We start from the raw sequence: 21179 nt of genomic DNA on the forward strand, positions 1-21179 counted from the left end.
TTCTCTCCCAGACATGCAGACGGCGCCCATAAAGAGCGCCGTCGTTTCGTTTGTTAAGTCCGCTTACTTGTATTCAGCAGCATTGGACGCATCGACCAGCACGGTGCCGGTATCGACCCAAGCGTCGACAGTTTCGCCCTTCTTGAGCTTGATCAGGCTTTCAATGCCGAACTTGCCCATATTGGTTGGTGCCTGAGCAATCGAAGCTTCCATGTCACCAGCGATGATGGCATTGGCAGCATCTGGGTTGGCGTCAAAACCAACGATGGTGATCTTGTCGAGAAGCGCTGCCTGTTTGACAGCTTCAACAGCACCGAGCGCCATATTGTCGTTCGAGCCGAAGATACCAGCAAGGTTTGGATTACCAGCCAGAATGGTTTCGGTCACAGAAATACCGGTCGCACGATCCCAGTTTGCTGGCTGTTCGGCCACGATCTTGAGGCCGCAACCTTCAAGACCACCCTTAGCACCATTGTACCGTTCCTGACCGGTCGACTGGCTGATCAGGCCCTGCAGAATGGCGACTTCAGCGCCGCTCGGCAGGTTGTCACAAAGATACTTGGCGGCAAGTGCAGCGCCGACTTCGTTGTTGGTGCCGATGAAGGAAACGCCTTCATTGGTGCCACGGGTGTCGACGAACACCACTGGAATGCCCTGAGCCTTAGCTGCCTCCACAACCGGGGCCAGAGCGTTTGGATCGGTTGGAGCCAGCGCAATGCCGTCAACCTTCTGTGCGATCAAGTCTTCGATCTGGTTGATCTGAGCCTGAACGTCGGATTCCTGTGGCGGAGCCACAACAATCACTTCAACGCCATGCTCAGCACCGGCCGCCTTGGCACCGGCTTCAACAGCGGCCCAGAACGGGTTGCCCGCGCCGGGGCCCTTCATACCGAGCACATAGGTTTCTGCCTGTGCGCCGATTGCCATGGTTGCGAAAGCAACGCTAGCGAGTAGTACAGCTTTCATCACGGTCCTCCCTAAGAACCACTCCACTTGAAACTACGGTTCGGTCCGGCTGGAGTGCACCGGACCGACCTGTTGGTAAAATCCTAGCGGCGAACCGATGCCCGACGACGGACCACGTCGATCCAGACCGCGAAGATAATGACGGCACCAATAAGAACCATCTGCCAGAACGGGCTGACATTGTTGATGTTTAGGCCGTTCCTCAAAAGCCCCATGATCAACACACCAGCCAGAACGCCGATCACCGTGCCACGCCCACCAAAGAAGGACGCACCGCCAATGATAACCGCCGCAATGGCGTCAAGTTCAAGCCCGATCCCCGCATTGGGGAAACCAGAGTCCGTACGACCAGCGAGCAACAACCCGCCAAGACCAGCAAAGAACCCCGAGATAACGTAGACCAAGACCAGCACGCGGTCGACGTTGACCCCGGACACACGAGCCGCCTGCGGATTGCCGCCAATGGCATAGATATGACGACCCACATTGGTCTTCTCGAGGAAGAACCACAGGCCCACGGCACAGACCGCAACCAGAAGGAGCGAGGCCGGAATACCTGCCGGTGGCGCAAAAATGCCAAGGTCATAATAGGCCTGCCCGATGTACCGTACTTCAGGCTGCAGACCCGAAACCGGCGCGCCATTGGTGGCGAGATAGGTCAGACCGCGAGCGATATTGAGCGTGCCGAGCGTCATGATGAACGGGTGCGGTAGCTTCAGCCACGTCAGGCCAATGCCGTTGACGAGACCCACTGCGATCCCAACGAGCGGCCCAATCAGAATAACGACCGGCCACGGCAGCCCCATCTTGCTGGCGACCGCCAGACACACCATTCCCAAGGCCATGGTTGAACCGACCGACAAGTCGATACCGGCGGTAACGATGACGACGAACATGCCGAGCGCCAACAGCGCCAAGGTCGCGTTCTGCTTGAGAATATTGGTCAGGTTCTGCGGTGTCAGGAACACGTCAGGACGCGACAGCGCAATCACAAAGGCCATCACCAGAACGACGATGATAATGCCGTAGGACTCAAGGAATTTGGAGAGCTTGGGGTTATACATCTCAGGCTCCTACAGACGGTCATGAGCAAGGGCTTCATTGTGCCCCTTGGTGCCCATGATCCAACCGATCACTTCGTTACGATGCGTTTGATCCAGCGGCGCTTCAGCGAAATTCGTGCCCTGATAGAGCGCCATGACGCGGTCGCAGCAGTAGAAGATATCGTCCATACGGTGCGAGATGATGATCACCGCCACACCGTGGTCCTTCAGCCGTTTGATCAAGTCGAGCACCTTGCCCACTTCCTTGATCGCCAAGGCGGCAGTCGGCTCATCCATGATAACCAGACGCGCATCAAACGCCGTCGCACGGGCAATTGCCACAGCCTGACGCTGCCCACCGGAGAGATCTTCGGTGTTCTGGTCGACCGACTTCACATGAATGTGGAGGTTATCGAGATGCTTCTTAGCCATCTCTCGGGACTTGCTGTGGTCAATGACAGTCAGCGGCCCGAACTTCACACCCGGCTCGCGCCCCATATAGATGTTTTCGTAAATGGGCATGTTTCCGGCGAGCGCGAAGTCCTGATAGACCATCTCAATGCCTTGAGCACGAGCGTCCTTGGGGCTAGAAAACCGCACCGGCTTGCCGTCGAGCACCAATTCGCCTTCAGAAGGCTGAAACAGGCCCGACAGAATTTTCATCAAGGTCGACTTGCCCGCGCCATTGTCACCAACAACGCCCAGCACTTCACCTTTGCCAACATGGAAGTTCACATCATGCAGAGCGGTGATCGCCCCGAAATGCTTTGCTACTCCCCGCGCCTCCAACAGAGGCACCTGCGTATGAGCCATGTCTGTTCCTCCCAGTCACAGCAGCAAATAGAACGCCTGTTCATATTTGCGAGTTAGTAGAACATTCATTCCATCTATGTTAGAAAGCGTCAACAGTATTCTTCAAACAAATTGCTCGCCTTTTGAGCCAAACAGCGAAGACCACTGACACCATTGAATAATCTTCTCCCTCGCAGGGATCGCTCTGGAGTATTTTAGAATGACCAACTCAAAACACACTCCAGAATCCAACAACAAGCTAGCCCCGCCCCGCGATTATTCTGCCTTGCGCGACATGGTTGTTGCGCGCTGGGAAGACCTCCCCAAGCGCCTAACCGAAGTTGCTCGCTACGCACTAGATAATCCTGATGAAATTGCTTTTGGAACGGCAGCCTCGATCGCCGCCAAGGCCAATGTTCAACCATCGACCCTGGTTCGCTTTTCCCAGTCGCTCGGCTACCAAGGCTTTTCCGATCTGCAGGATGTGTTCCGCTCCCGTCTGCGCGATCAGGTGATTGGCTATGACCAACGCCTCGCCAAGTTCGGCGAGAATGCGGACGGCAAGTCCCGCTCCACTTTGATTCTGGAAGGGGTCACCGAAGCTGCCAGCACCTCGCTCGCGGCGCTGCAGAGCCGTACTCAGCCTGACCAGCTCGACAAGGCCCTCGACATCCTTACCCCCGCCGAGACCATTTATTTGGTCGGCCTGCGCCGCTCGTTCCCGGCCACGTCTTATCTGGCTTATGTCTTGGGCAAGCTCGGAATTAAGTCCATGCTGATCGATGCGGTCGGCGGGCTCGCTCCAGAGCAAGCCAGCTTCATCACCCCGCAGGACGCCGCCATCACCATCTCCTTCACACCCTATGCGAGCGAGACGGTCGCCCTCACCCAGCAAGTGCGGGAGCGCGGGGCAAAAGTGGTGGCCATTACGGATTCAGTCTTCTCGCCACTGACAGCGCAGTCGGACCTCTGGTTTGAATTGGCCGAGGCTGACTTTGAAGGGTTCCGCACCCTTAACGCAACGATCACCCTCGCAATGGCAATCGCAGTTGGAATTGCCGACCGCCGCAAAGCGACGGCCGGCTAAATTATTGCCCAAAGGCAGACGTCAGAGCTTGATGACCGAACCGGTCTTCAGGCTCTCGGTTGCAGCTTCCGCCAGCTTCTGCGCCATCAGACCATCATGGCCAGACGCACGCGGAGCCTCACCCTTTTCCAGATAATCCAGGAATTTATGGATCTCGGCTGTGTAAGCTGCCTGGTATCGTTCAACGAAGGAGAACGGGATGGCGTCTTCGGTCCAACCGTTTTCATTCGCCAATTCCACAGTGGTGTTGTGAATATTGGCAGCGCGCAGCAGGCCCTTAGAGCCATGCACTTCAATGCGCTGATCATGCCCATAGGTGGCGCGACGCGAATTGGTGATGACAACCATTTTCCCTGAAGCAGTCTGCATATGCACCGCCGCGGTGTCGATGTCGCCCGCCTTGCCAATGGCCGGATCAGTCATCACGCCACCCAGGGCATGAACCGTCGCCACTTCTTCGCCGCCGAGCAGGAAGCGCGCCATGTCAAAGTCATGGATCATCATATCGCGGTAGAGGCCACCCGAGCGCTCGATATAAGAGACTGGCGGCGCCGAAGGATCGCGGCAGGTGATGGTAATGATTTCTGGGTCACCAATTTCACCAGCGCGCAAACGCTTTTCAAGCACCGAAAAATTCGGATCGTAACGACGGTGGAAGCCGATCATCAGCGGCACACCGGCCGCATCGACAACCTTCAAGCATTCTTCAATGCGCGACACTGAAAGCGACACTGGCTTTTCGCAAAGGATCGCCTTACCCGCACGCGCCGCCATCTCAATCAGATCGGCATGGGTATCGGTCGGTGTCGCGATCAGAATGGCATCCACGTCGGACGCGGCAATAACCTCCTCCAGCGGAGCGGTTTTCGCGCCAACAACCTCGGCCAGCTTGCTCGCAGCGTCAGGCATCGCGTCAGCAATATAGCTGACCTTCGCACGGCCTGAGCTCGCAATAGAACGAGCGTGCACATTGCCAATACGCCCTGCCCCAAGAATACCGAAACGCAACATGAGTTTGCCTCCTAACAATCTCGCCGCGCATGTAGCGTTGCACGGACCTCACGCCAAGTCATAGTGATTTGCGTCATTCCGAAAAGAATTTCAACATCAAAATAGAACGTACATTCCAGATTGACGAAGTGGCGGAATTGATGTTTCACTCAAAACAACACATCCGCGAGCTCTGGACAGCGCGCGCATCGAGATTCTGAGGAGGCAATCGATGAGTGAGGTACACCCCACGCTCGACATTATTACTCTAGGCCGCGCCTCGGTCGACCTCTATGGCCAACAGATTGGCACACGACTCGAAGACACTGTCAGCTTCGCCAAGTCGGTTGGCGGTTGCCCGGCCAACATAGCCATTGGTTCGGCCCGTCTGGGCCTGAAATCGGCATGGCTTGGCCGCGTCGGTAACGAACAATTCGGTCGCTACATCACCGAACAAATGGCCCGCGAAGGCGCATCGACCGACGGGATCACCATCGACCCGACCCGCCTCACCGCCCTCGCTATTCTCGGCATTGAAGACGACAAGAAATTCCCACTCCTGTTTTATCGCGAAAACTGCGCCGACATGGCACTGAGCGAAGACGATGTGGACGAGACATTCATTCTGAGCGCGGGTGCCATCCTCGTCACCGGCACCCACTTCTCCCGCGCCAATACGGCTGCGGCCCAGTTCAAGGCGATCAAAATCGCCCGCGAAAACGGCATGAAGGTCGTTTTCGACATTGATTACCGCCCAAACCTGTGGGGCCTTGCTGGCCACAATGCAGGCGAAGAGCGCTACATCGCCTCCGACACTGTCTCGCAAAAGCTGCGCGACGTGCTACCCCATTGCGATCTCATCGTCGGCACTGAAGAAGAAGTGCTCATTGGCTCCGGCGCTGATGATCTGCACGAAGCCCTCCGCACCATTCGCGCCCACTCCAGCGCCACCATCGTTCTCAAGCGCGGCCCCATGGGCTGCATCGTTTACGAAGGCGACATTCCAAACGATTTGGAAGACGGCATTATCGGCCAGGGTTTTCCAATCGAGGTCTACAATACGCTGGGTGCTGGCGATGCTTTCATGAGCGGGTTCCTCCGCGGCTGGCTGCGCAACGAGCCGCTCGACACTTGCGCCACTTGGGCCAATGCCTGCGGTGCCTTCGCTGTCTCCCGCCTCCTCTGCTCTGCCGAAATCCCGAGCTTTGTTGAGCTGCAGGATTTCCTCGCCAAGGGAAGCTCTGAACGCGCCCTGCGCAAAGACGCGCGCATCAATCACATCCACTGGGCGACCACGGCCCGCCGCCGCGATTATCCGACCCTCAAGGCTTTCGCGATTGACCATCGCATCCAGCTCGAAGACGTCGCTGACCGACTTGGCGCGCCGCGCGAAAAGATCTCCGAATTCAAGGTGCTCGCTGTGCAGGCTGCCGCCCGCGTTGCCGATGGCCGCAATGGCTTTGGCATGCTGCTCGACGACAAATACGGCCGCGACGCGCTGTTTGCCGCCTCGAAAGTACCAGACTTCTGGATTTCCAAGCCTTTGGAAGAGCCCGGCTCGCGCCCGCTGCGCTTCGAGTTCAGCCAGGACGTGGGCTCGCGTCTCGTCGAATGGCCGATTGATCACTGCATCAAATGCCTCTGCTTCTACCATCCAGACGACCCGGCCGATCTGCGCGCCACCCAGATCGACAAGCTCAAAACCCTGCACGAAGCCGCTCGCAAAATCGGCCGCGAACTTCTGGTCGAAATCATCGCGGGCAAACACGGCAAACTTGACGCCAACACCATCGCTCGTGCCCTTCAGGACGTCTACGACGCCGGAATAAAGCCCGATTGGTGGAAGCTCGAACCACAAGCCTCGCCCGAGGCTTGGGTCGCCATTGACGACACCATTGAACGCAACGATCCGCTCTGCCGCGGCGTCGTGCTCCTCGGCCTAGAAGCGCCCCGCGCCGAGCTCGAAGCAGCGTTCAAAGCCACCACTGCCTCGCGCACCGTAAAAGGCTTCGCTGTCGGCAGAACACTCTTTGCCAGCGCCGCCGAAAAATGGTTGGCTGGCACCATCACCGACGCTGAAGCCGTGGAGGATATGGCCCAGCGTTTCGCCGAACTCGTTTCGGCTTGGGAGCAGAGGGGGAACGCATGACCCAAACTATTCGCCTCACCATGGCTCAAGCCGTGGCGCAATTCCTCGCGGCTCAACGCACCATTATCGACGGCAAGAACGTTCCGATTTTTGAAGGCGTCTGGGCAATCTTTGGCCACGGCAATGTCGCGGCCATGGGCGAGGCGCTGTATTCGGTCAAAGACAAATTGCCGACATATCGCGCTCACAATGAGCAAGGCATGGCTCACGCCGCCATTGCTTATGCCAAGGCCAATTTCCGCCAGCGCTTCATGGCCTGCACCACCTCCATCGGCCCCGGCGCGACCAATATGGTCACCGCCGCCGCTCTGGCCCATGTGAACCGCCTGCCCGTGCTTTTCCTGCCCGGCGACGTGTTCGCCAATCGCCGCCCCGACCCTGTGTTGCAGCAGGTCGAAAACTTTGCCGACGGCACTGTCTCGGCCAATGACTGCTTCCGCCCGGTATCGCGCTATTTCGACCGCATCACCCGCCCTGAGCAGATCATCTCCGCTCTCCGCCGCGCCATGCAGGTGCTCACCGATCCCGTCGATTGCGGCCCAGTCACCCTTGCACTGTGCCAAGACACGCAGGCCGAGGCTTACGACTACCCAAGCTCATTCTTCGATGAAACCATTTGGTCGCTCCGCCGCCAGGGTCCGGACGAGAATGAACTCGCTGCCGCTGTCGCAGCACTTCAGAACGCCAAGCAACCGGTGATCATCTCCGGCGGTGGCGTGCTCTATTCCGGGGCCACAGAGGCATTGCGCAGCTTTGCCGAAACCCACGGCATCCCCGTTCTCGAAACTCAGGCCGGAAAATCCTCCCTGCCCCATTCGCACCCGCTTAACATGGGTTCGGTTGGTGTTACGGGTTCCTCGGCCTCCAATCAGCTGGCAGAAGCCGCTGACGTGGTCCTCGCCGTCGGCACCCGCCTTCAGGATTTCACAACCGGCTCCTGGGCCCTATTCAAAAACCCGAACGTTAAATTCATCGGCCTCAACGTCGCCGCCCCCGACGCTGCCAAGCACCGCGCCTTGCCGCTCGTCTCCGATGCAAAGCTGGGCCTTAAGGCTCTCAGCGCCGCTCTGAGCACGACCAAAGCTCCGGCGACATGGATCGACAAAGCTGCATCCGGCAAAGCCGAATGGCTCAAGGCCGCGAATGCCGCGACCGCTTCGTCAAATGCGCAACTTCCATCCGACGCTCAGGTGATCGGAGCTGTTCAGCGCGCCATCCCCGACGCCATTGCCGTCTGCGCGGCAGGTGGTCTGCCCGGCGAATTGCACAAGCTCTGGCAGGCCGAAAAGCCGGGCCATTACCACCTTGAATACGGCTTCTCCTGCATGGGCTACGAGATCGCTGGCGGTCTCGGCGTCAAGCTGGCGCGGCCCGACGAAGACGTCGTCGTCATGGTCGGCGATGGCTCTTACATGATGATGAATTCCGAGCTCTCGACCTCGGTCATGATGCGCAAAAAGCTCATCGTCGTGCTGTTGGACAATCGCGGCTACGGTTGCATCAATCGCCTACAAATGGGCACCGGCGGAGCCAACTTCAACAATCTGCTTGAAGACGCCAATATCGAAATCATGCCCGATATCGACTTCGCCCTCCATGCCCGCGCTCAGGGCGCGCATTCGGAAAAAGTCGCCTCCATCGCCGAACTCGAAACCGCCCTCGCCGCTGCCAAATCCCGCGACATGACCTCGGTCATCGTCATCGACACCGATCCGCTGATCACCACGCAAGCGGGCGGTCACTGGTGGGATGTGGCTGTGCCGGAAGTGTCAGACCGCGCCGAAGTCCGCACCAAGCGCGCCGAATACGAAACCAATATTACTCGCCAGACCATCGGCTAAGTCTTTTCTAGGGAACACGAAGAATGATCCGCATCGGTGCAAACCCCATAGGCTGGTCCAATGATGACATGATCGAGATTGGTGGCGAAACCAGTCTCGAAACCTGTCTGACCGAAGCGCGCGAAGCTGGCTTCACCGGCATGGAGCTTGGCAACAAGTTCCCGCGCGTCGCCAGCCAACTCCGCCCGATCCTTGAGGCCCACGGCCACAACCTCGTCTCCGGCTGGTATTCGGTTGAATTGCTCACGCGCGACGTCGCCGCCGAACTCAAGGCCGCCGAAGCCCACGCCACGCTCCTGCGCGACATGGGCTGCAAAGTCTTCATCGTCTGCGAAACGTCCAACGCCATCCATGGCCAGATCAACACCCCGCTCTCGGCGCGTCCGGTCTTGGGCAAAGCGGATTGGAAGCAGTTCGGTGAGCGCCTCACAGCCTTCGCCGAAGCGATCAAGGCGCAGTACGGTCTGACGCTGGTCTATCACCACCACATGGGCTCCATCGTCCAGACCGAAGCCGAAATCGACCGCCTGATGGCCGTCACCGGCCCGGCCGTGCATCTCCTGCTCGACACCGGCCACATCACTTGGGGCGGCGGCAATCCGGCCCGCGTCGCGCGCAATCACCGTGCACGCATTGGCCACGTCCATTGCAAGGACGTCCGCGCCGAGGTCATGAAACAGTCGAACTCGGAAGACTGGTCCTTCCTCAATTCAGTCCTCGCAGGTGTCTACACCGTCCCCGGCGATGGCGTGGTCGATTACCCCGCCGTCTTTGCCGAAATCTCGGGCTACGAAGGCTGGGTGGTCGTGGAAGCCGAACAGGACCCGAAAAAGGCCAATCCGCTGCAATACGCCAAGCTCGGCTACAAAAACCTACGTGGCTACCTTGAAGCCGCTGGTTTCACCGTCACCGAATAAAGCGAGAAACCGACATGTCTAAACTGCTCGTCAAACCAAACGGCACCTCCGGCAAAGTCATCGACGTTACGCCGGAAAGTGCAGGCTGGACCTATGTCGGCTTCACCCTCCACAAGCTCAGTCCCGGCCAGTCGGTCAGCGCCCCAACAGGCGACCGCGAGGTCTGTCTCGTCCTCGTCTCCGGCACAGCCGACATCACCGCCGGGTCCGAAAACTTCCCATCTGTCGGCAAGCGCACCTCGCCTTTCGAAGGCAAGCCCGAAGCCGTCTACGTCCCCGGCCATTCCAACTGGTCGGCAAAAGCCGTAACCCAAGTCGAACTGGCCGTCTGCTCCGCACCAGCGCTCACCGAGAAAAAGGCCCGCTTTATCTCGTCGGACGACATGAGCCAGGAGGTTCGTGGCAAAGGCACCAATGTGCGCCACGTCACCAATATCCTACCCGAGACCGACCCAACCGCGGACTCGCTCCTTGTGGTGGAAGTCATCACCCCCGGTGGCCACACCTCGTCCTATCCGCCCCACAAGCACGACAAGGACAATCTGCCCGCCGAGAGCTTTTTGGAAGAAACCTATTATCACCGTCTCAACCCGCCGCACGGCTATGCCTTCCAGCGCGTTTACACCGATGATCGCTCGCTGGACGAAACCATGCTCATCGAAGACGGCGTCACCGCGCTGGTGCCCAAGGGCTACCACCCCTGCGCCACCATCCACGGCTACGACCTTTACTACCTAAACGTCATGGCCGGCCCGACCCGCATCTGGAAGTTCCACAACCAGGCCGAACACGAGTGGCTGCTTAAAAAGTAGCGCCAAAAACACAAAAGCCGGGGTCATGCCCCGGCTTTTTCATTGTCGCAGTTCATGGCAAGCGGCTCCGCCACTCGGCTCGACCAAGACGGCAAGTGAGCCCGGCCTTAAGAAGATGCGGCACGCTGCTCAGATAGCAACCCTGACAAAATCGCTTTCATATCCGCGACTTCCTGCGCTGTGACCGCCACCGTCAAATCACCATGCACGAACTTGTTCCGCTTAGCGGCCATTCCCCGCATTTGAGCAGCTTGCCCCGGCAGAATATCACCCCGCCCCGCCAATAGCTCAACCAGCCGCCCAGGAGACTGTGGGCGCTGAGTATGATCGGGATAGATGTGCCGCACCAAAGCCTCGGCTAAAGACCAAAGCTTAATCAGCGCCAACCTCGTATCGACAGACCCAATGTCATCGACCGCCTGCAACTCAGATTGGAGCTGATAAAGAGCGAGTTTCGGCAATTCGTCCTGCGCCTGCCCATAATAGACAACCTGAAATTTCCAATCCGGGTGGCGCTGAAACAGTGACCGCACGCGCTCCAAGTTCTGCTCAGCACTTGGATTACTTTTCACACCTTTAGATTTGACCTCAATGGCAAATTTCTCATTACCCTTGGTCGCAATCATATCCGGTTGATAGTACCGGAAGACGTCTTCTAACCCAGCGAAACTGCGGGGTTCGACCTGCACGTCAAAGCCACGCGCTTGCCACTCTATAGCAAGTTGTTCGGTCATTTCATTCGCGGCACTAGATACAGCGCTCATAGCGAAACTCCGACAGCGGAAACCTCATCAACGCATATGTAGAGCACAGGATCCTCCACAGCCATAGCGCTGAGCAGAACTTCGCTAGGTGCAACAAATGCGGCTGCATCGCGCACATTGAACCTTTGCACCAGCACTCGATCGACAATGGCATCATCAGTGTAAACTCTAGGTACCAGTGCATCCATCGTCAATTTCACGATGTTATCTATGTCCCCGAGCATCGGGCTTGCCGGAAAATAGAACATCGTGAAGGACAGCCTAGGCCAATCATGAAACGCCCATAGTTTAGCATCAATTTCGTTCTCCGCATCGCGGAGTGCGGCTTCCGCTGCCTCAAGCACCAAACGCTGCCAAGCTGCCCGAGCCCGAGCCCGGCTATTGCCTGACTGCAAAGTCACCGGCGTACCAACCACTAGAAATTCTATCGGTAGTGATGGCCACATTGCTTGAAGCTCTCGATTGTGACTTCTGTTCTGAAACTGGCGAACGTGCCTAACAGGGTGTCATTCAATAAAAGCAGATTAGGCGGAACAGCGAAACGCGGGAGAAATCCCAGCCCAAAACTCCCCCGCCCCAAGCCCGCCGCAACTGCGCATTAAGTCAATCTCCACAGCCTCCCAAAGCTGCGCCAAAAACCATTGCCTTGCGCCCATTCCGCACTATGGTCACGGCGAAATAACCCGAGATTGAGCGACATGTCCGAAATCGACACCCGCATTGCCAAACAGATCGCCACCGAAATTGCGGCACGCCCTGAACAGGTGCGCTCCGCCGTGGAATTGCTCGATGGTGGCGCGACGGTTCCGTTCATTGCCCGTTACCGTAAGGAAGTCACCGGGGGCCTCGACGACACCCAGCTGCGCAACCTTGCCGAGCGCCTGACCTATCTGCGCGAGCTCGAAGCCCGCCGCGCGTCCATCATCAAATCCATCGATGAAAAAGGCCAGCTCACCCCCGAGCTGACCGCCTCGCTCGTCGGCGCGACCACCAAGGCCGAGTTGGAAGATCTCTATCTTCCCTATAAGCCGAAGCGCCGTACCAAGGCCGAAATCGCCCGCGAACGCGGCCTTGCGCCCCTCGCCGAAGCCATTCTGGCCAACCACGCTGCCGACCCCTACAAACTCGCCGAAGCCTACATGACCGACGAGGTCCCGGGCACGAAGGAGGCGCTCGAAGGCGCGCGCGATATCGTCGTGGAAGGCCTCACGGAAAATGCCGCCCTCCTCGGCCAACTGCGCGCCTATATGCGCGACAAGGCCATGCTTGTCTCCTCCGTCCTCAAGGGCAAGGAAGCCGAAGGCCAAAAATTCTCGGACTATTTTGAGCATTCCGAACGCTGGAACAAAACCGCTGGCCACCGTGCTCTGGCGATGATGCGCGGCCGCGACGAAGGCTTTCTGGGTCTCGACATTACCATCGATGCCGACCTAACCGATCCAGTAAAACCTGTCGAACGCATGGTTGGCGCAGCGCTGTCCGCACAAGGCTCTGGCGCTGGCGACATCTGGCTGCGCGAAGTCGCCGCTTGGGCATGGCGCGCCCGCCTCTCCGTCTCGCTTTCGGTCGATCTCATGGTCGAACTGCGCGAACGCGCCGAGGCCGAAGCCATCACCGTTTTCGCCCGCAATTTGAAAGATCTGCTACTCGCCGCCCCCGCTGGCGCCCGCACCACCATCGGCCTCGATCCGGGCATTCGCACCGGCGTAAAAGTGGCCGTTATCGACAAGACCGGTAAAGTCTTGGATACCGATACCATCTACCCCTTCCAGCCACGCAATGACGTGATGGGTGCGCAAGCAGCCCTCGGCCTGCTCATTAAAAAGCATGGCGTTGAACTCATCGCTATCGGCAATGGCACCGGCTCCCGCGAGACCGAAAAGCTCGTCGCCGATCTGATTGAGCGCCTCCCCGCGCCAAAACCCACCAAGGTCATCGTCTCGGAAGCTGGCGCGTCGGTCTATTCCGCCTCCCAGCTTGCAGCCAATGAATTCCCCGATCTCGACGTTTCGCTGCGCGGCGCGGTTTCCATCGCCCGTCGCCTGCAAGACCCGCTGGCCGAACTGGTCAAGATTGAGCCCAAGGCCATTGGCGTCGGCCAATATCAGCACGACGTCGATCAGGGCCGCTTGGGCCGCCAGTTGGACGCCGTTGTTGAAGACGCTGTGAACGCCGTCGGCGTTGATCTCAACACCGCTTCCGCCCCGCTCCTCGCGCGCATCTCGGGCCTCTCCTCCTCGGTTGCCGACGCCATTGTGTTGCACCGCAACGAAAACGGCCCCTTCGCCAATCGGAAAGCACTGCTCAAGGTCGCACGCCTCGGCCAGCGCACCTTTGAGCAAGCTGCGGGCTTCCTCCGCATCACCGATGGCGACGAGCCGCTGGACGCCTCCGCCGTGCACCCGGAGGCCTATGGCGTCGCCCGTAAAATCGTCAAATCCTGTGGCCGCGATCTGCGCACGCTGCAAAACGATAAAACCGCGCTCGCCAACATCGACCCGCGCCAGTTCGTTGACGACCGTTTTGGTCTGCCGACGGTCAAGGACATCCTCGCCGAACTCGAAAAGCCCGGCCGCGACCCGCGCCCTGCCTTCAAAACCGCCACCTTCGCCGAAGGCATTGACGAGATCAAACATCTCGTCCCCGGCATGTTGCTCGAAGGTACCGTCACCAATGTCGCCGCCTTCGGCGCTTTCGTCGACATTGGCGTCCATCAGGACGGTCTTGTCCACGTCTCGGCCCTTGCCGACAAATTCGTCAAAGACCCGCATGAAGTGGTCAAGGCGGGTGATGTGGTAAAAGTGCGCGTGGTCGAAGTCGACGTCGCCCGTAAACGCATTGCGCTCTCTATGCGCAAGGACGACACCCCCATCCAGCGCGAGCGCGGCAATGAACGCCCGAATGAGCGTCCAAGCGGCAATGCTCGGCCGAACAATGCGCGCCCGCCCAACCAGCGCCCAGCCCAGTCCAACTCTGGTGGCGCCTTTGGCTCTCTCGGTGACCGTCTCAACGACGCCTTCAAAAAGCGCACATAACAGCAAAAAGTGGGGCGACACTGTCGCCCCACTTGTCTTTTGACACCGCCTTCAAGGCAGACGCACCGTATGGTTTGGCTCAAACTCGGCCTTGCCAAAAGTGGCGCGCAGATTGTTGTCGGTCCATTCAAACGGATAGCCCAGCTTGAGCGGCATAGCCTCGGTCAGCTGGCGCTGAATTTCATTCGGCAGGTTGAAATCGCCCGCATGGAGGTTCTCCTCCACCTGCTCCACCTTGCGCGCCCCAATGATCGCAGCGGTAACCTGATGATTACCGAGTAGCCAGCTTAAGGCCACTTGGCTTGGGGTTTTGCCGAGCTGCTTGGCCACCGCGACCAGCACATCAATGGCCTTGAGAGCATCGTCGAACCAATAGCGCGGCAGAGCAATCGACGCCTGAATGCCCATGCGCGTATCGGCGTCGGGCTTATCCTTGCCCTGGTATTTTCCCGAAAGCATCCCCGCCGCCAGCGGGCTCCAGCAGATCATCCCCACACCCGCATCCTCACATGCGGGCAGGATTTCGCGTTCCACATCGCGACGAATGAGATTGTAGAGATGCTGTGCCGATATCAGCTTCTCATAGCCCTTAGCCTCCGCCAGCGTATTCGCCTTGGAGATTTGCCAGCCGTAGAAATTGGAGCACCCAAGGTAACGCACCTTGCCTGAGCGCACCAAATCCTCCGCCGCCCGCATGCTTTCCTCAATCGGCGTATAGGGGTCTGGCCCGTGGAACTGGTAGAGATCGATATAGTCGAGCCCCATGCGTTTGAGGCTCTTCTCGCACGCCTCAATGATATGTTTTCGCGACAGCCCGCGCGAGGTCACGGCGCTATTGGTCGGAAACCAGCACTTCGTTGCCACGACCAGATCGTCGCGGACAAAATCCTTGAGCGCGACCCCGAGCATGCGCTCGCTATCTCCCCCCGAATAGCCGTCCGCCGTATCAATGAAATTGCCACCGCCCTCGACAAAGGCACGCACGATGGCCGTCGACCCCTCCTGGTCGCAGCCCCACTGTTTATTGCCAAAGGTCATAGTGCCGAGGCAGAGGCGTGAGACCAAAAGGCCCGACTGTCCCAAATAGCGATATTTCATAATCCCCTCCTCCTTGGACTAATCAAAGAAACCGGCGTCTTCCTCCGCGAGATATTTTTTGGCCCCTTCAGCATCAATGTCCAGCCCAAGGCCAGGCGCTTCGAGCAGATCGACATGGCTATTGGTGACGATCTTCTTGGGCAGGCCAATGACTATATCCGTCCACCATGGGTCAGAGGCGCTCGGATATTCAAAGGCGATGAAATTGGCGGGCAGCGTGGCGCAGACATTGATCAATGCGCCCAAGCCCAGCAGACCGTTGGCCGTGCCATGCGGGGCCATCATGATCGAGTGCATATAGGCGTGCTCCGCCACCCACTTCAGCTCGGCGATCCCGCCAATATCCGCCGGGTCCGGCCCGACGACGCGCACGGCCTGCGTTTCAATCAGCTCTTTGAAATTATGCCGGAGATAAATCTGCTCGCCCGTGTGGATCGGCGTTGAGGTAGACACGGTCAGCTCGCGATAGGCTTGCGGATTGACCCAGGGAACATAGTCCCCCGTCAGCATATCCTCGAGCCACATGAGGTCATATTTCTCTACCGCCCGCGCAAAGCGGATGGCATCGTTGAGAAACCACCCCGGCCCACAATCGAGCGCAAGGGATACCTTATCCCCCAGCACCTCCTTCATGGCCGAGACGCAATCGAGCATGTGATTGAACCCACGCTCAGAGATCTGCCCCTGATCCATCGCCCCATGATAGCCCGCCTTGGTCTGGCGCGGCCCATAGTGGAAGTCGTCTATGCTGTCCTTCATGTTGGAGTGGAAGCTGATCCCCTGCTTCACCATGAAGAAGTTCTCGTCGCGCTCCATCATCCATTTCACATCCGCCGCATAATCCTCAGGCCGATCGCCGGTGCGCTTCTGCCGGATGGAACCGTTGTAGACGCGCACACTATCGCGCACCTTCCCGCCCAGCAGCTTATAGGCGGGCACACCTGCCGCTTTACCGGCAATATCCCAGAGCGCGTGCTCAATGGCACTAACAGCCGCCCCATAAGGCTTGAACGACCCGCGCTGGCGGATTTTCATCATGCAGCGCTCGACGTCTGTCGGGTCCTCCCCAATCAGAGCCTCTTTGAAATGCAATACGAAGGGCTTGAGATAGGTCTTGGTGAATTCCACCTCACCTAAGCCATAAAGCCCTTCATCGGTCACAATGCGAACAATAGGGTGACGCCCGATAACGGCGCAGCGCAGATCAGTAATCTTCATGGGTCCCCTCCCGAAAAAAGATAAGACCTAGGCGCTTGCACTCCCTGGTGCTTTGAGACGCGCTAGGCGCATTTGCTCGATAATATGGCGCCCAGAACCCTCCACGTGCTGGGCAACAATAGCTGCGGCCTTCTCCGCGTCTTGCTTGCGGATCGCCTCAATCAGCTCTCTATGTTCCCGCACCACCGTCTGGCGACGGCTCAAGGATGTCGGGAATTTTCGCGCGATAGAGCGCAAAATCTCTCTGTGCCGCCACCAAAGGTCCGCCGCGTGGCGATTATAGTGCCGACCATAAATGACCATGTGAAATTGCGTATCGAGCTGGCCGTGCTTTTCCGGATCACCGAAGTTCAAACTCTCGATCTGATCCTGAATGCGTTCCAGTTCGGCGATATCCGGATCACTGGCAATCGTGCAAAACCACCGCGTCAGCGAGGGCTCAATGAGCATCTCGATCTCGCAAATGTCGCGCACGAAATCCTCGTCAATGCGCACCACCCGTGCCCCACGATTGGGCTCGATCGTCACCAGCCCTTCGCCACGCAAAACCTGTAACGCTTCGCGCACCGGATTGGTCGATGTGCCATAGGTCGCGGCCAGTTCGCCGATCTTCAATCGCGCCAATGGAGCCAGTCGGCCCGAGACAATATCGTCGCGGATCCTCTGGTAAATCGTGCTGTGTGAAACGTCGAAATCAGGCGCGGTCATGATGCTTTTTGCGCAACCAACATGCCCCATCTGTAGCGCCAGAACATCGACAAGCCAAGAGCGATCATCACATAATCAGATTCAGATAATGTACGATCTAATTGCCATTGACACACAGGTTAACGTCTGTAACGTTTTCGACAGCAACAAAACGTTCATCGAAAGAACGATTGCCAGCAAGCAGGCAGTACGTCCCGTCAGGCCCCGCATGGTCTGGACTGCCACCTAAGGAGGCGCAGCTGAGATTACTCGCTGCGGGGAGGACAAACCTCGGCCGAGGGGGCTGAGAGTTTCTCCCATGATGAGGAGGACTACCAATGACACATTCGCAAGGCCGCTTCACGCGGTCGGGCTGGGCTTGTGCACGGCGTGTTTCTGCTTACGCCCTAGCCACAGCCACCACCGCATCCATGCTTTCACTTCCTGCCATGGCGCAGACGGTCGACCTCAGCAAATGGTCGCCCGAATACGTCAAATCCATTGCGGGCACCCACACATTTGACACCAATGGCGATTGCGCCGCTGTCGTCCCCGCCGACTACAAGGGCAAGGTCAGCTATTGGTACACTGGCCCCTTTGAAGCCGATCCCGAAATCGCCCACAAGGTCGACAAAGACTTCTGGGAAGCCTTCAAAGCCGCCTACCCCAATATCGAAACCGACGTTCAGTCGATCACTTATAACGAGCTCCTCGACAAGTTCCGCACCTCCCTGCTCGGCAATGCCGCGCCAATGGTCGTGCGCTTGCAAATTCTCGGTGGCGTCGAGTTCTCCGCCAAGGGCTATTTGAACCCACTCAAGCCCGAAGATGTCGGCTATTCCAGCTCCGATTTCTGGCCAGGCGCGATGAAATCCGTCACCTATGACGGCGTCCCCTACGGCATTCCGACCAATAACGAGACCATGGCGCTCATATGGAACGCCAAGATCTTCAAGGACGCCGGTCTCGATCCTGAAAACCCACCGGCCACTTGGGACGATCTCGTCACTTACTCGAAAACCATCAAAGACAAGCTCGGCATCTCTGGCTATGGCCTCGTCGCTAAGCAAAACGCGGGCAACACCCCGTTCCGCTTCATGCCTCAGCTCTGGGCCTATGGTGGTGGCGCGCTCGACGAAGCCGCTGACAGCCCGTCCTACACCGATGTCTGGGTGAACAACGATGGCTCCAAGGCGGCGCTGCAAGCCGCTGTGCAGATGTATGTGACCGATAAATCGGCTCCGACATCGGCCCTGACCAATACTCAGGCCGAAAATCAGGCGCCGTTCATTGCTGGCCAACTGGCCATGATGATCGCACACCCGTCTGAATACGCCCGCATGGTCGATCTTTCGAGCAAAGCCACCGGCGCTGATAAAGCCGTGGCCGACGAAGTGATTGAGAACATGCGTTATGGCCTCATTCCAGAAGGCCCAGCCCGTCGTGCTGTGGTGTTCGGTGGCTCCAACATCCACGTGGTCAAACCCGAATATGTCAACGGCGGTGCCTATGACGAACAGGCCGTAAAGGCGCTCGTCTGCATGTGGACCAGCCCGGAATGGTCAACCAAGCTCGCTTGGACAGGCTCCAACCCGGGTCACCTTGGTGGCTTCACCACCGAATGGATGAAAGAGCGTCTCGACACCATCAAATTCCTCGACGTCACCACCTCCATGCTGCCCAACGGCATTCCCTTCCCGGTTCTGCCCGAAAGCCCGGAAATCATGAACATCGTCATTCCGGACATGATGCAGAACGCGCTGACCGGAGCCATGACGGTTGATGAGGCGGTCAATGACGCCGCGGCCAAGATCGAAGAGATCATCGGCGGCTTCTAACCCGGTTTTCGCTCCCGAAACGCTGATCGGCGGTCGCAGGCCACCCGCCACCGCCGGTCACTCTCAAGCCTATAGGGACGTCTCTAATGACCAATATTTCAGGGCAGCCCGCCATGCGTGGGCGGCAGTTAGACGAGGTTTATCGTAAACCCAATGTCGCCGAACGGGCCTGGCAGAGCCGTGCAGACTATCTCTACGTCATGCCAGCCATTGTGGTGATGTTGGTGGTGATCGCTTACCCGGTCTACTACACCATTGAACTGAGCTTTTTCAAAACGCCGCCGAGCCTCCAGCTCAAAGACAAGATTTTCATCGGCTTTGACAACTACACCACCATTCTGGGCCAGGCCTCGTTTTGGAAGGTCACCGTCAACACGCTGATCTGGACCTTCTTCTCCACGCTCTTCGCTTTTGTGCTCGGCTTGGGCGCAGCCCTCGCCCTCCACCGCGAATTCGTCGGCCGGGCATTCCTGCGCGCCATTTTGCTGATTCCGTGGGTCGTCAGCGCCGTTGCAGCCTCTTACGTCTGGAAGTGGATGTACCACTCCGACTTTGGCGCCATTGGCGCGCTCATGGTGCAACTGGGCGTCACCGATCAGCCCATAAACTTCATCGACAACACCACCACCGCGCTGCCCTCGCTCATTGTCATCAACGTCTGGAAGGAATTTTCCTTCGCCATGATCATGCTCATGGCTGGCCTGCAGACCGTGCCCGAGCAATTGCTGCGCGCCGCCAAGGTCGATGGCGCCAATGCCTGGCAGCGCTTCTGGCATGTGACCTTCCCGCATTTGGCGGGCGTCTCCACCGTCACCATTCTTCTCTTGCTGGTGACAAACTTCAATTCCTTCATCATCCCTTGGCTCACCACCGGCGGCGGACCCGCTGGCGCGACCGACATCTGGATCACCCAGATTTATCAGCTCGCCTTTGGCCGCCAACGCTGGGGCGTGGCAGCGGCCTACTCGGTCCTGCTGTTCCTCATCATGATGACGCTAGGCTATTTCTATGTCCGCGCGCTCTCTCGCGGCGATGACAAGAGGGAAGTCGCATGAGCACTCTCACCGCATCGCAAGACCGCGCCGTTGCCAGAACCAGCTTTGACGGCTGGCGCTGGGGTGGCCGCTTGTTCTTGGTCTTTCTCGTCGGCTTCACCGTCATGCCTATGGCGTGGATGCTGATCACATCGCTCAAGACCGGCTTTGCCGCCATGCAATATCCACCGCAATGGTGGCCGACCGAGCCAACCCTCGACAATTACTGGCGGCTCCTCGATCCACGCGGGCAAGTGGGGCAGGATTTCCTGCGCTACTTCGGCAATAGCGTCTGGGTTTCCGTCGCCACCACAGTTCTCGCCGTGGTCGTCGCCGTCCCCGCGGCTTATGCCTTCTCCCGCTTCCGCTTTCCGGGCCGGACATTCCTCTTTTTCGCGGTTCTGCTGCGCAACATGTTCCCGGCGGTCATCTTCCTCGTCCCACTGTTCATCCTGATGCGCTGGCTGGGGCTGGTGAACACCCACGGATCGCTGATCCTCACCTATCTCACCTTCGGCCTCCCGCTCGCCATTTGGCTGCTCAAAGGCTTTTACGACAATATCCCGATCCAGCTGGAGCAAGCCGCCCGTATCGATGGCGCCACCCGCTTCCAAGCCTTCTTCTACATTGTCATGCCCCTCTCAACGCCGGGGATCATTGCCACCTCGATCTATTCCTTCATCGGCGCATGGAACGAATACATCTACGCCTACACCTTCCTGACCCGTCACGATCAGATGACGCTTCCGGTCGGCATTCAGCGCTTCTTCTCTGAAAACGCCACCGACTGGCCCGGCCTCATGGCCGCGACCTTCCTCATGAGCGTGCCCGTCGTGGTGCTGTTCCTTGTCCTTCAACGCTATTTCGTGCGGGCCCTCGCTGAGGGCGCCGTCAAGCACTAGGGAGCA

The 21179-nt window shown here is 58.5% G+C and carries 18 protein-coding genes; 9 read left to right on the top strand and 9 right to left on the bottom strand.

Going from position 1 to position 21179, the window contains the following annotated elements; translation table 11 throughout:
• Positions 1 to 63: 63 nt before the first annotated feature.
• The 3 genes from H4N61_RS09455 to H4N61_RS09465 form a co-directional block, all read right to left on the bottom strand.
• Positions 64 to 966, bottom strand: a complete 903-nt coding sequence (locus tag H4N61_RS09455) for a sugar ABC transporter substrate-binding protein (RefSeq protein WP_169196399.1) — start codon at positions 964 to 966, stop codon at positions 64 to 66.
• Between the two features lie 83 nt (positions 967 to 1049).
• Positions 1050 to 2030 carry an ABC transporter permease gene (locus H4N61_RS09460; protein WP_169196398.1) on the bottom strand — a complete coding sequence of 327 codons (981 nt, stop codon included), beginning with the start codon at positions 2028 to 2030 and terminating at the stop codon, positions 1050 to 1052.
• 9 nt (positions 2031 to 2039) lie between these two features.
• Positions 2040 to 2822 carry an ATP-binding cassette domain-containing protein gene (locus H4N61_RS09465; protein WP_169196397.1) on the bottom strand — a complete coding sequence of 261 codons (783 nt, stop codon included), beginning with the start codon at positions 2820 to 2822 and terminating at the stop codon, positions 2040 to 2042.
• A 199-nt stretch (positions 2823 to 3021) separates the two neighbouring features.
• Here H4N61_RS09465 and H4N61_RS09470 point away from each other — a divergent pair, with 199 nt between their 5' ends.
• A complete protein-coding gene (locus H4N61_RS09470; RefSeq protein ID WP_169196396.1) occupies positions 3022 to 3888 on the top strand; it encodes a MurR/RpiR family transcriptional regulator in 867 nt (288 codons plus the stop codon).
• Positions 3889 to 3909: 21 nt separating this feature from the next.
• Here H4N61_RS09470 and iolG read toward each other — a convergent pair whose 3' ends face one another.
• The gene (iolG, locus tag H4N61_RS09475) at positions 3910 to 4899 is read right to left on the bottom strand and encodes an inositol 2-dehydrogenase (protein WP_182393870.1); all 990 of its coding nucleotides are present in this window, start codon (positions 4897 to 4899) and stop codon (positions 3910 to 3912) included.
• Between the two features lie 211 nt (positions 4900 to 5110).
• Here iolG and iolC point away from each other — a divergent pair, with 211 nt between their 5' ends.
• Genes iolC through iolB form a run of 4 tightly spaced genes read left to right on the top strand, consistent with a single transcriptional unit; the run spans position 5111 to position 10597 of the window.
• On the top strand, positions 5111 to 7027 hold the full coding sequence (gene iolC, locus H4N61_RS09480; protein WP_169196394.1) for a 5-dehydro-2-deoxygluconokinase: 1917 nt from the start codon (positions 5111 to 5113) through the stop codon (positions 7025 to 7027).
• Positions 7024 to 8868 carry a 3D-(3,5/4)-trihydroxycyclohexane-1,2-dione acylhydrolase (decyclizing) gene (gene iolD, locus H4N61_RS09485; protein WP_182393871.1) on the top strand — a complete coding sequence of 615 codons (1845 nt, stop codon included), beginning with the start codon at positions 7024 to 7026 and terminating at the stop codon, positions 8866 to 8868. The genes iolC and iolD overlap by 4 nt, the downstream gene beginning before the upstream one ends.
• A 23-nt stretch (positions 8869 to 8891) precedes the next feature.
• Positions 8892 to 9785 (top strand): myo-inosose-2 dehydratase, encoded by an 894-nt coding sequence (gene iolE, locus H4N61_RS09490; protein ID WP_169196392.1) that lies wholly within the window; start codon positions 8892 to 8894, stop codon positions 9783 to 9785.
• 14 nt (positions 9786 to 9799) lie between these two features.
• A complete protein-coding gene (iolB, locus tag H4N61_RS09495) occupies positions 9800 to 10597 on the top strand; it encodes a 5-deoxy-glucuronate isomerase (RefSeq protein WP_169196391.1) in 798 nt (265 codons plus the stop codon).
• A 107-nt stretch (positions 10598 to 10704) separates the two neighbouring features.
• On the opposite strand, the gene H4N61_RS09500 is transcribed toward iolB, so the two are convergent.
• Positions 10705 to 11361, bottom strand: coding sequence for a hypothetical protein (locus H4N61_RS09500; RefSeq protein ID WP_169196390.1), 657 nt, complete (start codon positions 11359 to 11361; stop codon positions 10705 to 10707).
• Positions 11358 to 11705, bottom strand: a complete 348-nt coding sequence (locus H4N61_RS09505) for a RusA family crossover junction endodeoxyribonuclease (protein ID WP_248306503.1) — start codon at positions 11703 to 11705, stop codon at positions 11358 to 11360. Before H4N61_RS09505 ends, H4N61_RS09500 begins: the two co-directional genes overlap by 4 nt.
• Positions 11706 to 12059: 354 nt before the next feature.
• Between H4N61_RS09505 and H4N61_RS09510 the strand changes: the two genes are divergently transcribed.
• Positions 12060 to 14396, top strand: coding sequence for a Tex family protein (locus tag H4N61_RS09510; protein ID WP_169196388.1), 2337 nt, complete (start codon positions 12060 to 12062; stop codon positions 14394 to 14396).
• A 51-nt stretch (positions 14397 to 14447) separates the two neighbouring features.
• Here H4N61_RS09510 and H4N61_RS09515 read toward each other — a convergent pair whose 3' ends face one another.
• Genes H4N61_RS09515 through H4N61_RS09525 form a run of 3 tightly spaced genes read right to left on the bottom strand, consistent with a single transcriptional unit; the run spans position 14448 to position 17420 of the window.
• Positions 14448 to 15494: an aldo/keto reductase gene (locus H4N61_RS09515; RefSeq protein WP_169196387.1), complete on the bottom strand. Its 1047-nt coding sequence runs from the start codon at positions 15492 to 15494 to the stop codon at positions 14448 to 14450.
• Between the two features lie 18 nt (positions 15495 to 15512).
• Positions 15513 to 16712, bottom strand: a complete 1200-nt coding sequence (locus H4N61_RS09520; protein ID WP_182393873.1) for a mandelate racemase/muconate lactonizing enzyme family protein — start codon at positions 16710 to 16712, stop codon at positions 15513 to 15515.
• A 27-nt stretch (positions 16713 to 16739) separates the two neighbouring features.
• The gene (locus tag H4N61_RS09525; RefSeq protein WP_248306074.1) at positions 16740 to 17420 is read right to left on the bottom strand and encodes a GntR family transcriptional regulator; all 681 of its coding nucleotides are present in this window, start codon (positions 17418 to 17420) and stop codon (positions 16740 to 16742) included.
• A gap of 317 nt (positions 17421 to 17737) precedes the next feature.
• On the opposite strand from H4N61_RS09525, the gene H4N61_RS09530 reads away from it, so the two are divergent.
• The 3 genes from H4N61_RS09530 to H4N61_RS09540 all read left to right on the top strand — a co-directional run bounded on the left by H4N61_RS09530 (position 17738) and on the right by H4N61_RS09540 (position 21173).
• Positions 17738 to 19237 (top strand): extracellular solute-binding protein, encoded by a 1500-nt coding sequence (locus H4N61_RS09530; protein WP_182393874.1) that lies wholly within the window; start codon positions 17738 to 17740, stop codon positions 19235 to 19237.
• Between the two features lie 113 nt (positions 19238 to 19350).
• A complete protein-coding gene (locus tag H4N61_RS09535) occupies positions 19351 to 20292 on the top strand; it encodes a sugar ABC transporter permease (RefSeq protein WP_248306080.1) in 942 nt (313 codons plus the stop codon).
• Positions 20289 to 21173 carry a carbohydrate ABC transporter permease gene (locus tag H4N61_RS09540; RefSeq protein WP_169196382.1) on the top strand — a complete coding sequence of 295 codons (885 nt, stop codon included), beginning with the start codon at positions 20289 to 20291 and terminating at the stop codon, positions 21171 to 21173. Before H4N61_RS09535 ends, H4N61_RS09540 begins: the two co-directional genes overlap by 4 nt.
• Positions 21174 to 21179 lie beyond the last annotated feature (6 nt).

It is taken from the genome of Devosia sp. MC521 (genome assembly GCF_014127105.1).
Classification (GTDB): Bacteria; Pseudomonadota; Alphaproteobacteria; order Rhizobiales; family Devosiaceae; genus Devosia.

Excerpts from the sequence above, each read along its gene's own strand:
- H4N61_RS09510 (WP_169196388.1), top strand. The coding sequence starts at position 12,060 with ATGTCCGAAATCGACACCCGCATTGCCAAACAGATCGCCACCGAAATT.
- iolD (WP_182393871.1), top strand. The coding sequence starts at position 7,024 with ATGACCCAAACTATTCGCCTCACCATGGCTCAAGCCGTGGCGCAATTC.
- iolB (WP_169196391.1), top strand. The coding sequence starts at position 9,800 with ATGTCTAAACTGCTCGTCAAACCAAACGGCACCTCCGGCAAAGTCATC.
- H4N61_RS09515 (WP_169196387.1), bottom strand. The coding sequence starts at position 15,494 with ATGAAATATCGCTATTTGGGACAGTCGGGCCTTTTGGTCTCACGCCTC.
- H4N61_RS09460 (WP_169196398.1), bottom strand. The coding sequence starts at position 2,030 with ATGTATAACCCCAAGCTCTCCAAATTCCTTGAGTCCTACGGCATTATC.
- H4N61_RS09470 (WP_169196396.1), top strand. The coding sequence starts at position 3,022 with ATGACCAACTCAAAACACACTCCAGAATCCAACAACAAGCTAGCCCCG.
- H4N61_RS09465 (WP_169196397.1), bottom strand. The coding sequence starts at position 2,822 with ATGGCTCATACGCAGGTGCCTCTGTTGGAGGCGCGGGGAGTAGCAAAG.
- H4N61_RS09540 (WP_169196382.1), top strand. The coding sequence starts at position 20,289 with ATGAGCACTCTCACCGCATCGCAAGACCGCGCCGTTGCCAGAACCAGC.
- H4N61_RS09530 (WP_182393874.1), top strand. The coding sequence starts at position 17,738 with ATGACACATTCGCAAGGCCGCTTCACGCGGTCGGGCTGGGCTTGTGCA.
- H4N61_RS09535 (WP_248306080.1), top strand. The coding sequence starts at position 19,351 with ATGCGTGGGCGGCAGTTAGACGAGGTTTATCGTAAACCCAATGTCGCC.
- H4N61_RS09455 (WP_169196399.1), bottom strand. The coding sequence starts at position 966 with ATGAAAGCTGTACTACTCGCTAGCGTTGCTTTCGCAACCATGGCAATC.
- iolG (WP_182393870.1), bottom strand. The coding sequence starts at position 4,899 with ATGTTGCGTTTCGGTATTCTTGGGGCAGGGCGTATTGGCAATGTGCAC.
- iolE (WP_169196392.1), top strand. The coding sequence starts at position 8,892 with ATGATCCGCATCGGTGCAAACCCCATAGGCTGGTCCAATGATGACATG.
- iolC (WP_169196394.1), top strand. The coding sequence starts at position 5,111 with ATGAGTGAGGTACACCCCACGCTCGACATTATTACTCTAGGCCGCGCC.
- H4N61_RS09500 (WP_169196390.1), bottom strand. The coding sequence starts at position 11,361 with ATGAGCGCTGTATCTAGTGCCGCGAATGAAATGACCGAACAACTTGCT.
- H4N61_RS09520 (WP_182393873.1), bottom strand. The coding sequence starts at position 16,712 with ATGAAGATTACTGATCTGCGCTGCGCCGTTATCGGGCGTCACCCTATT.
- H4N61_RS09525 (WP_248306074.1), bottom strand. The coding sequence starts at position 17,420 with ATGACCGCGCCTGATTTCGACGTTTCACACAGCACGATTTACCAGAGG.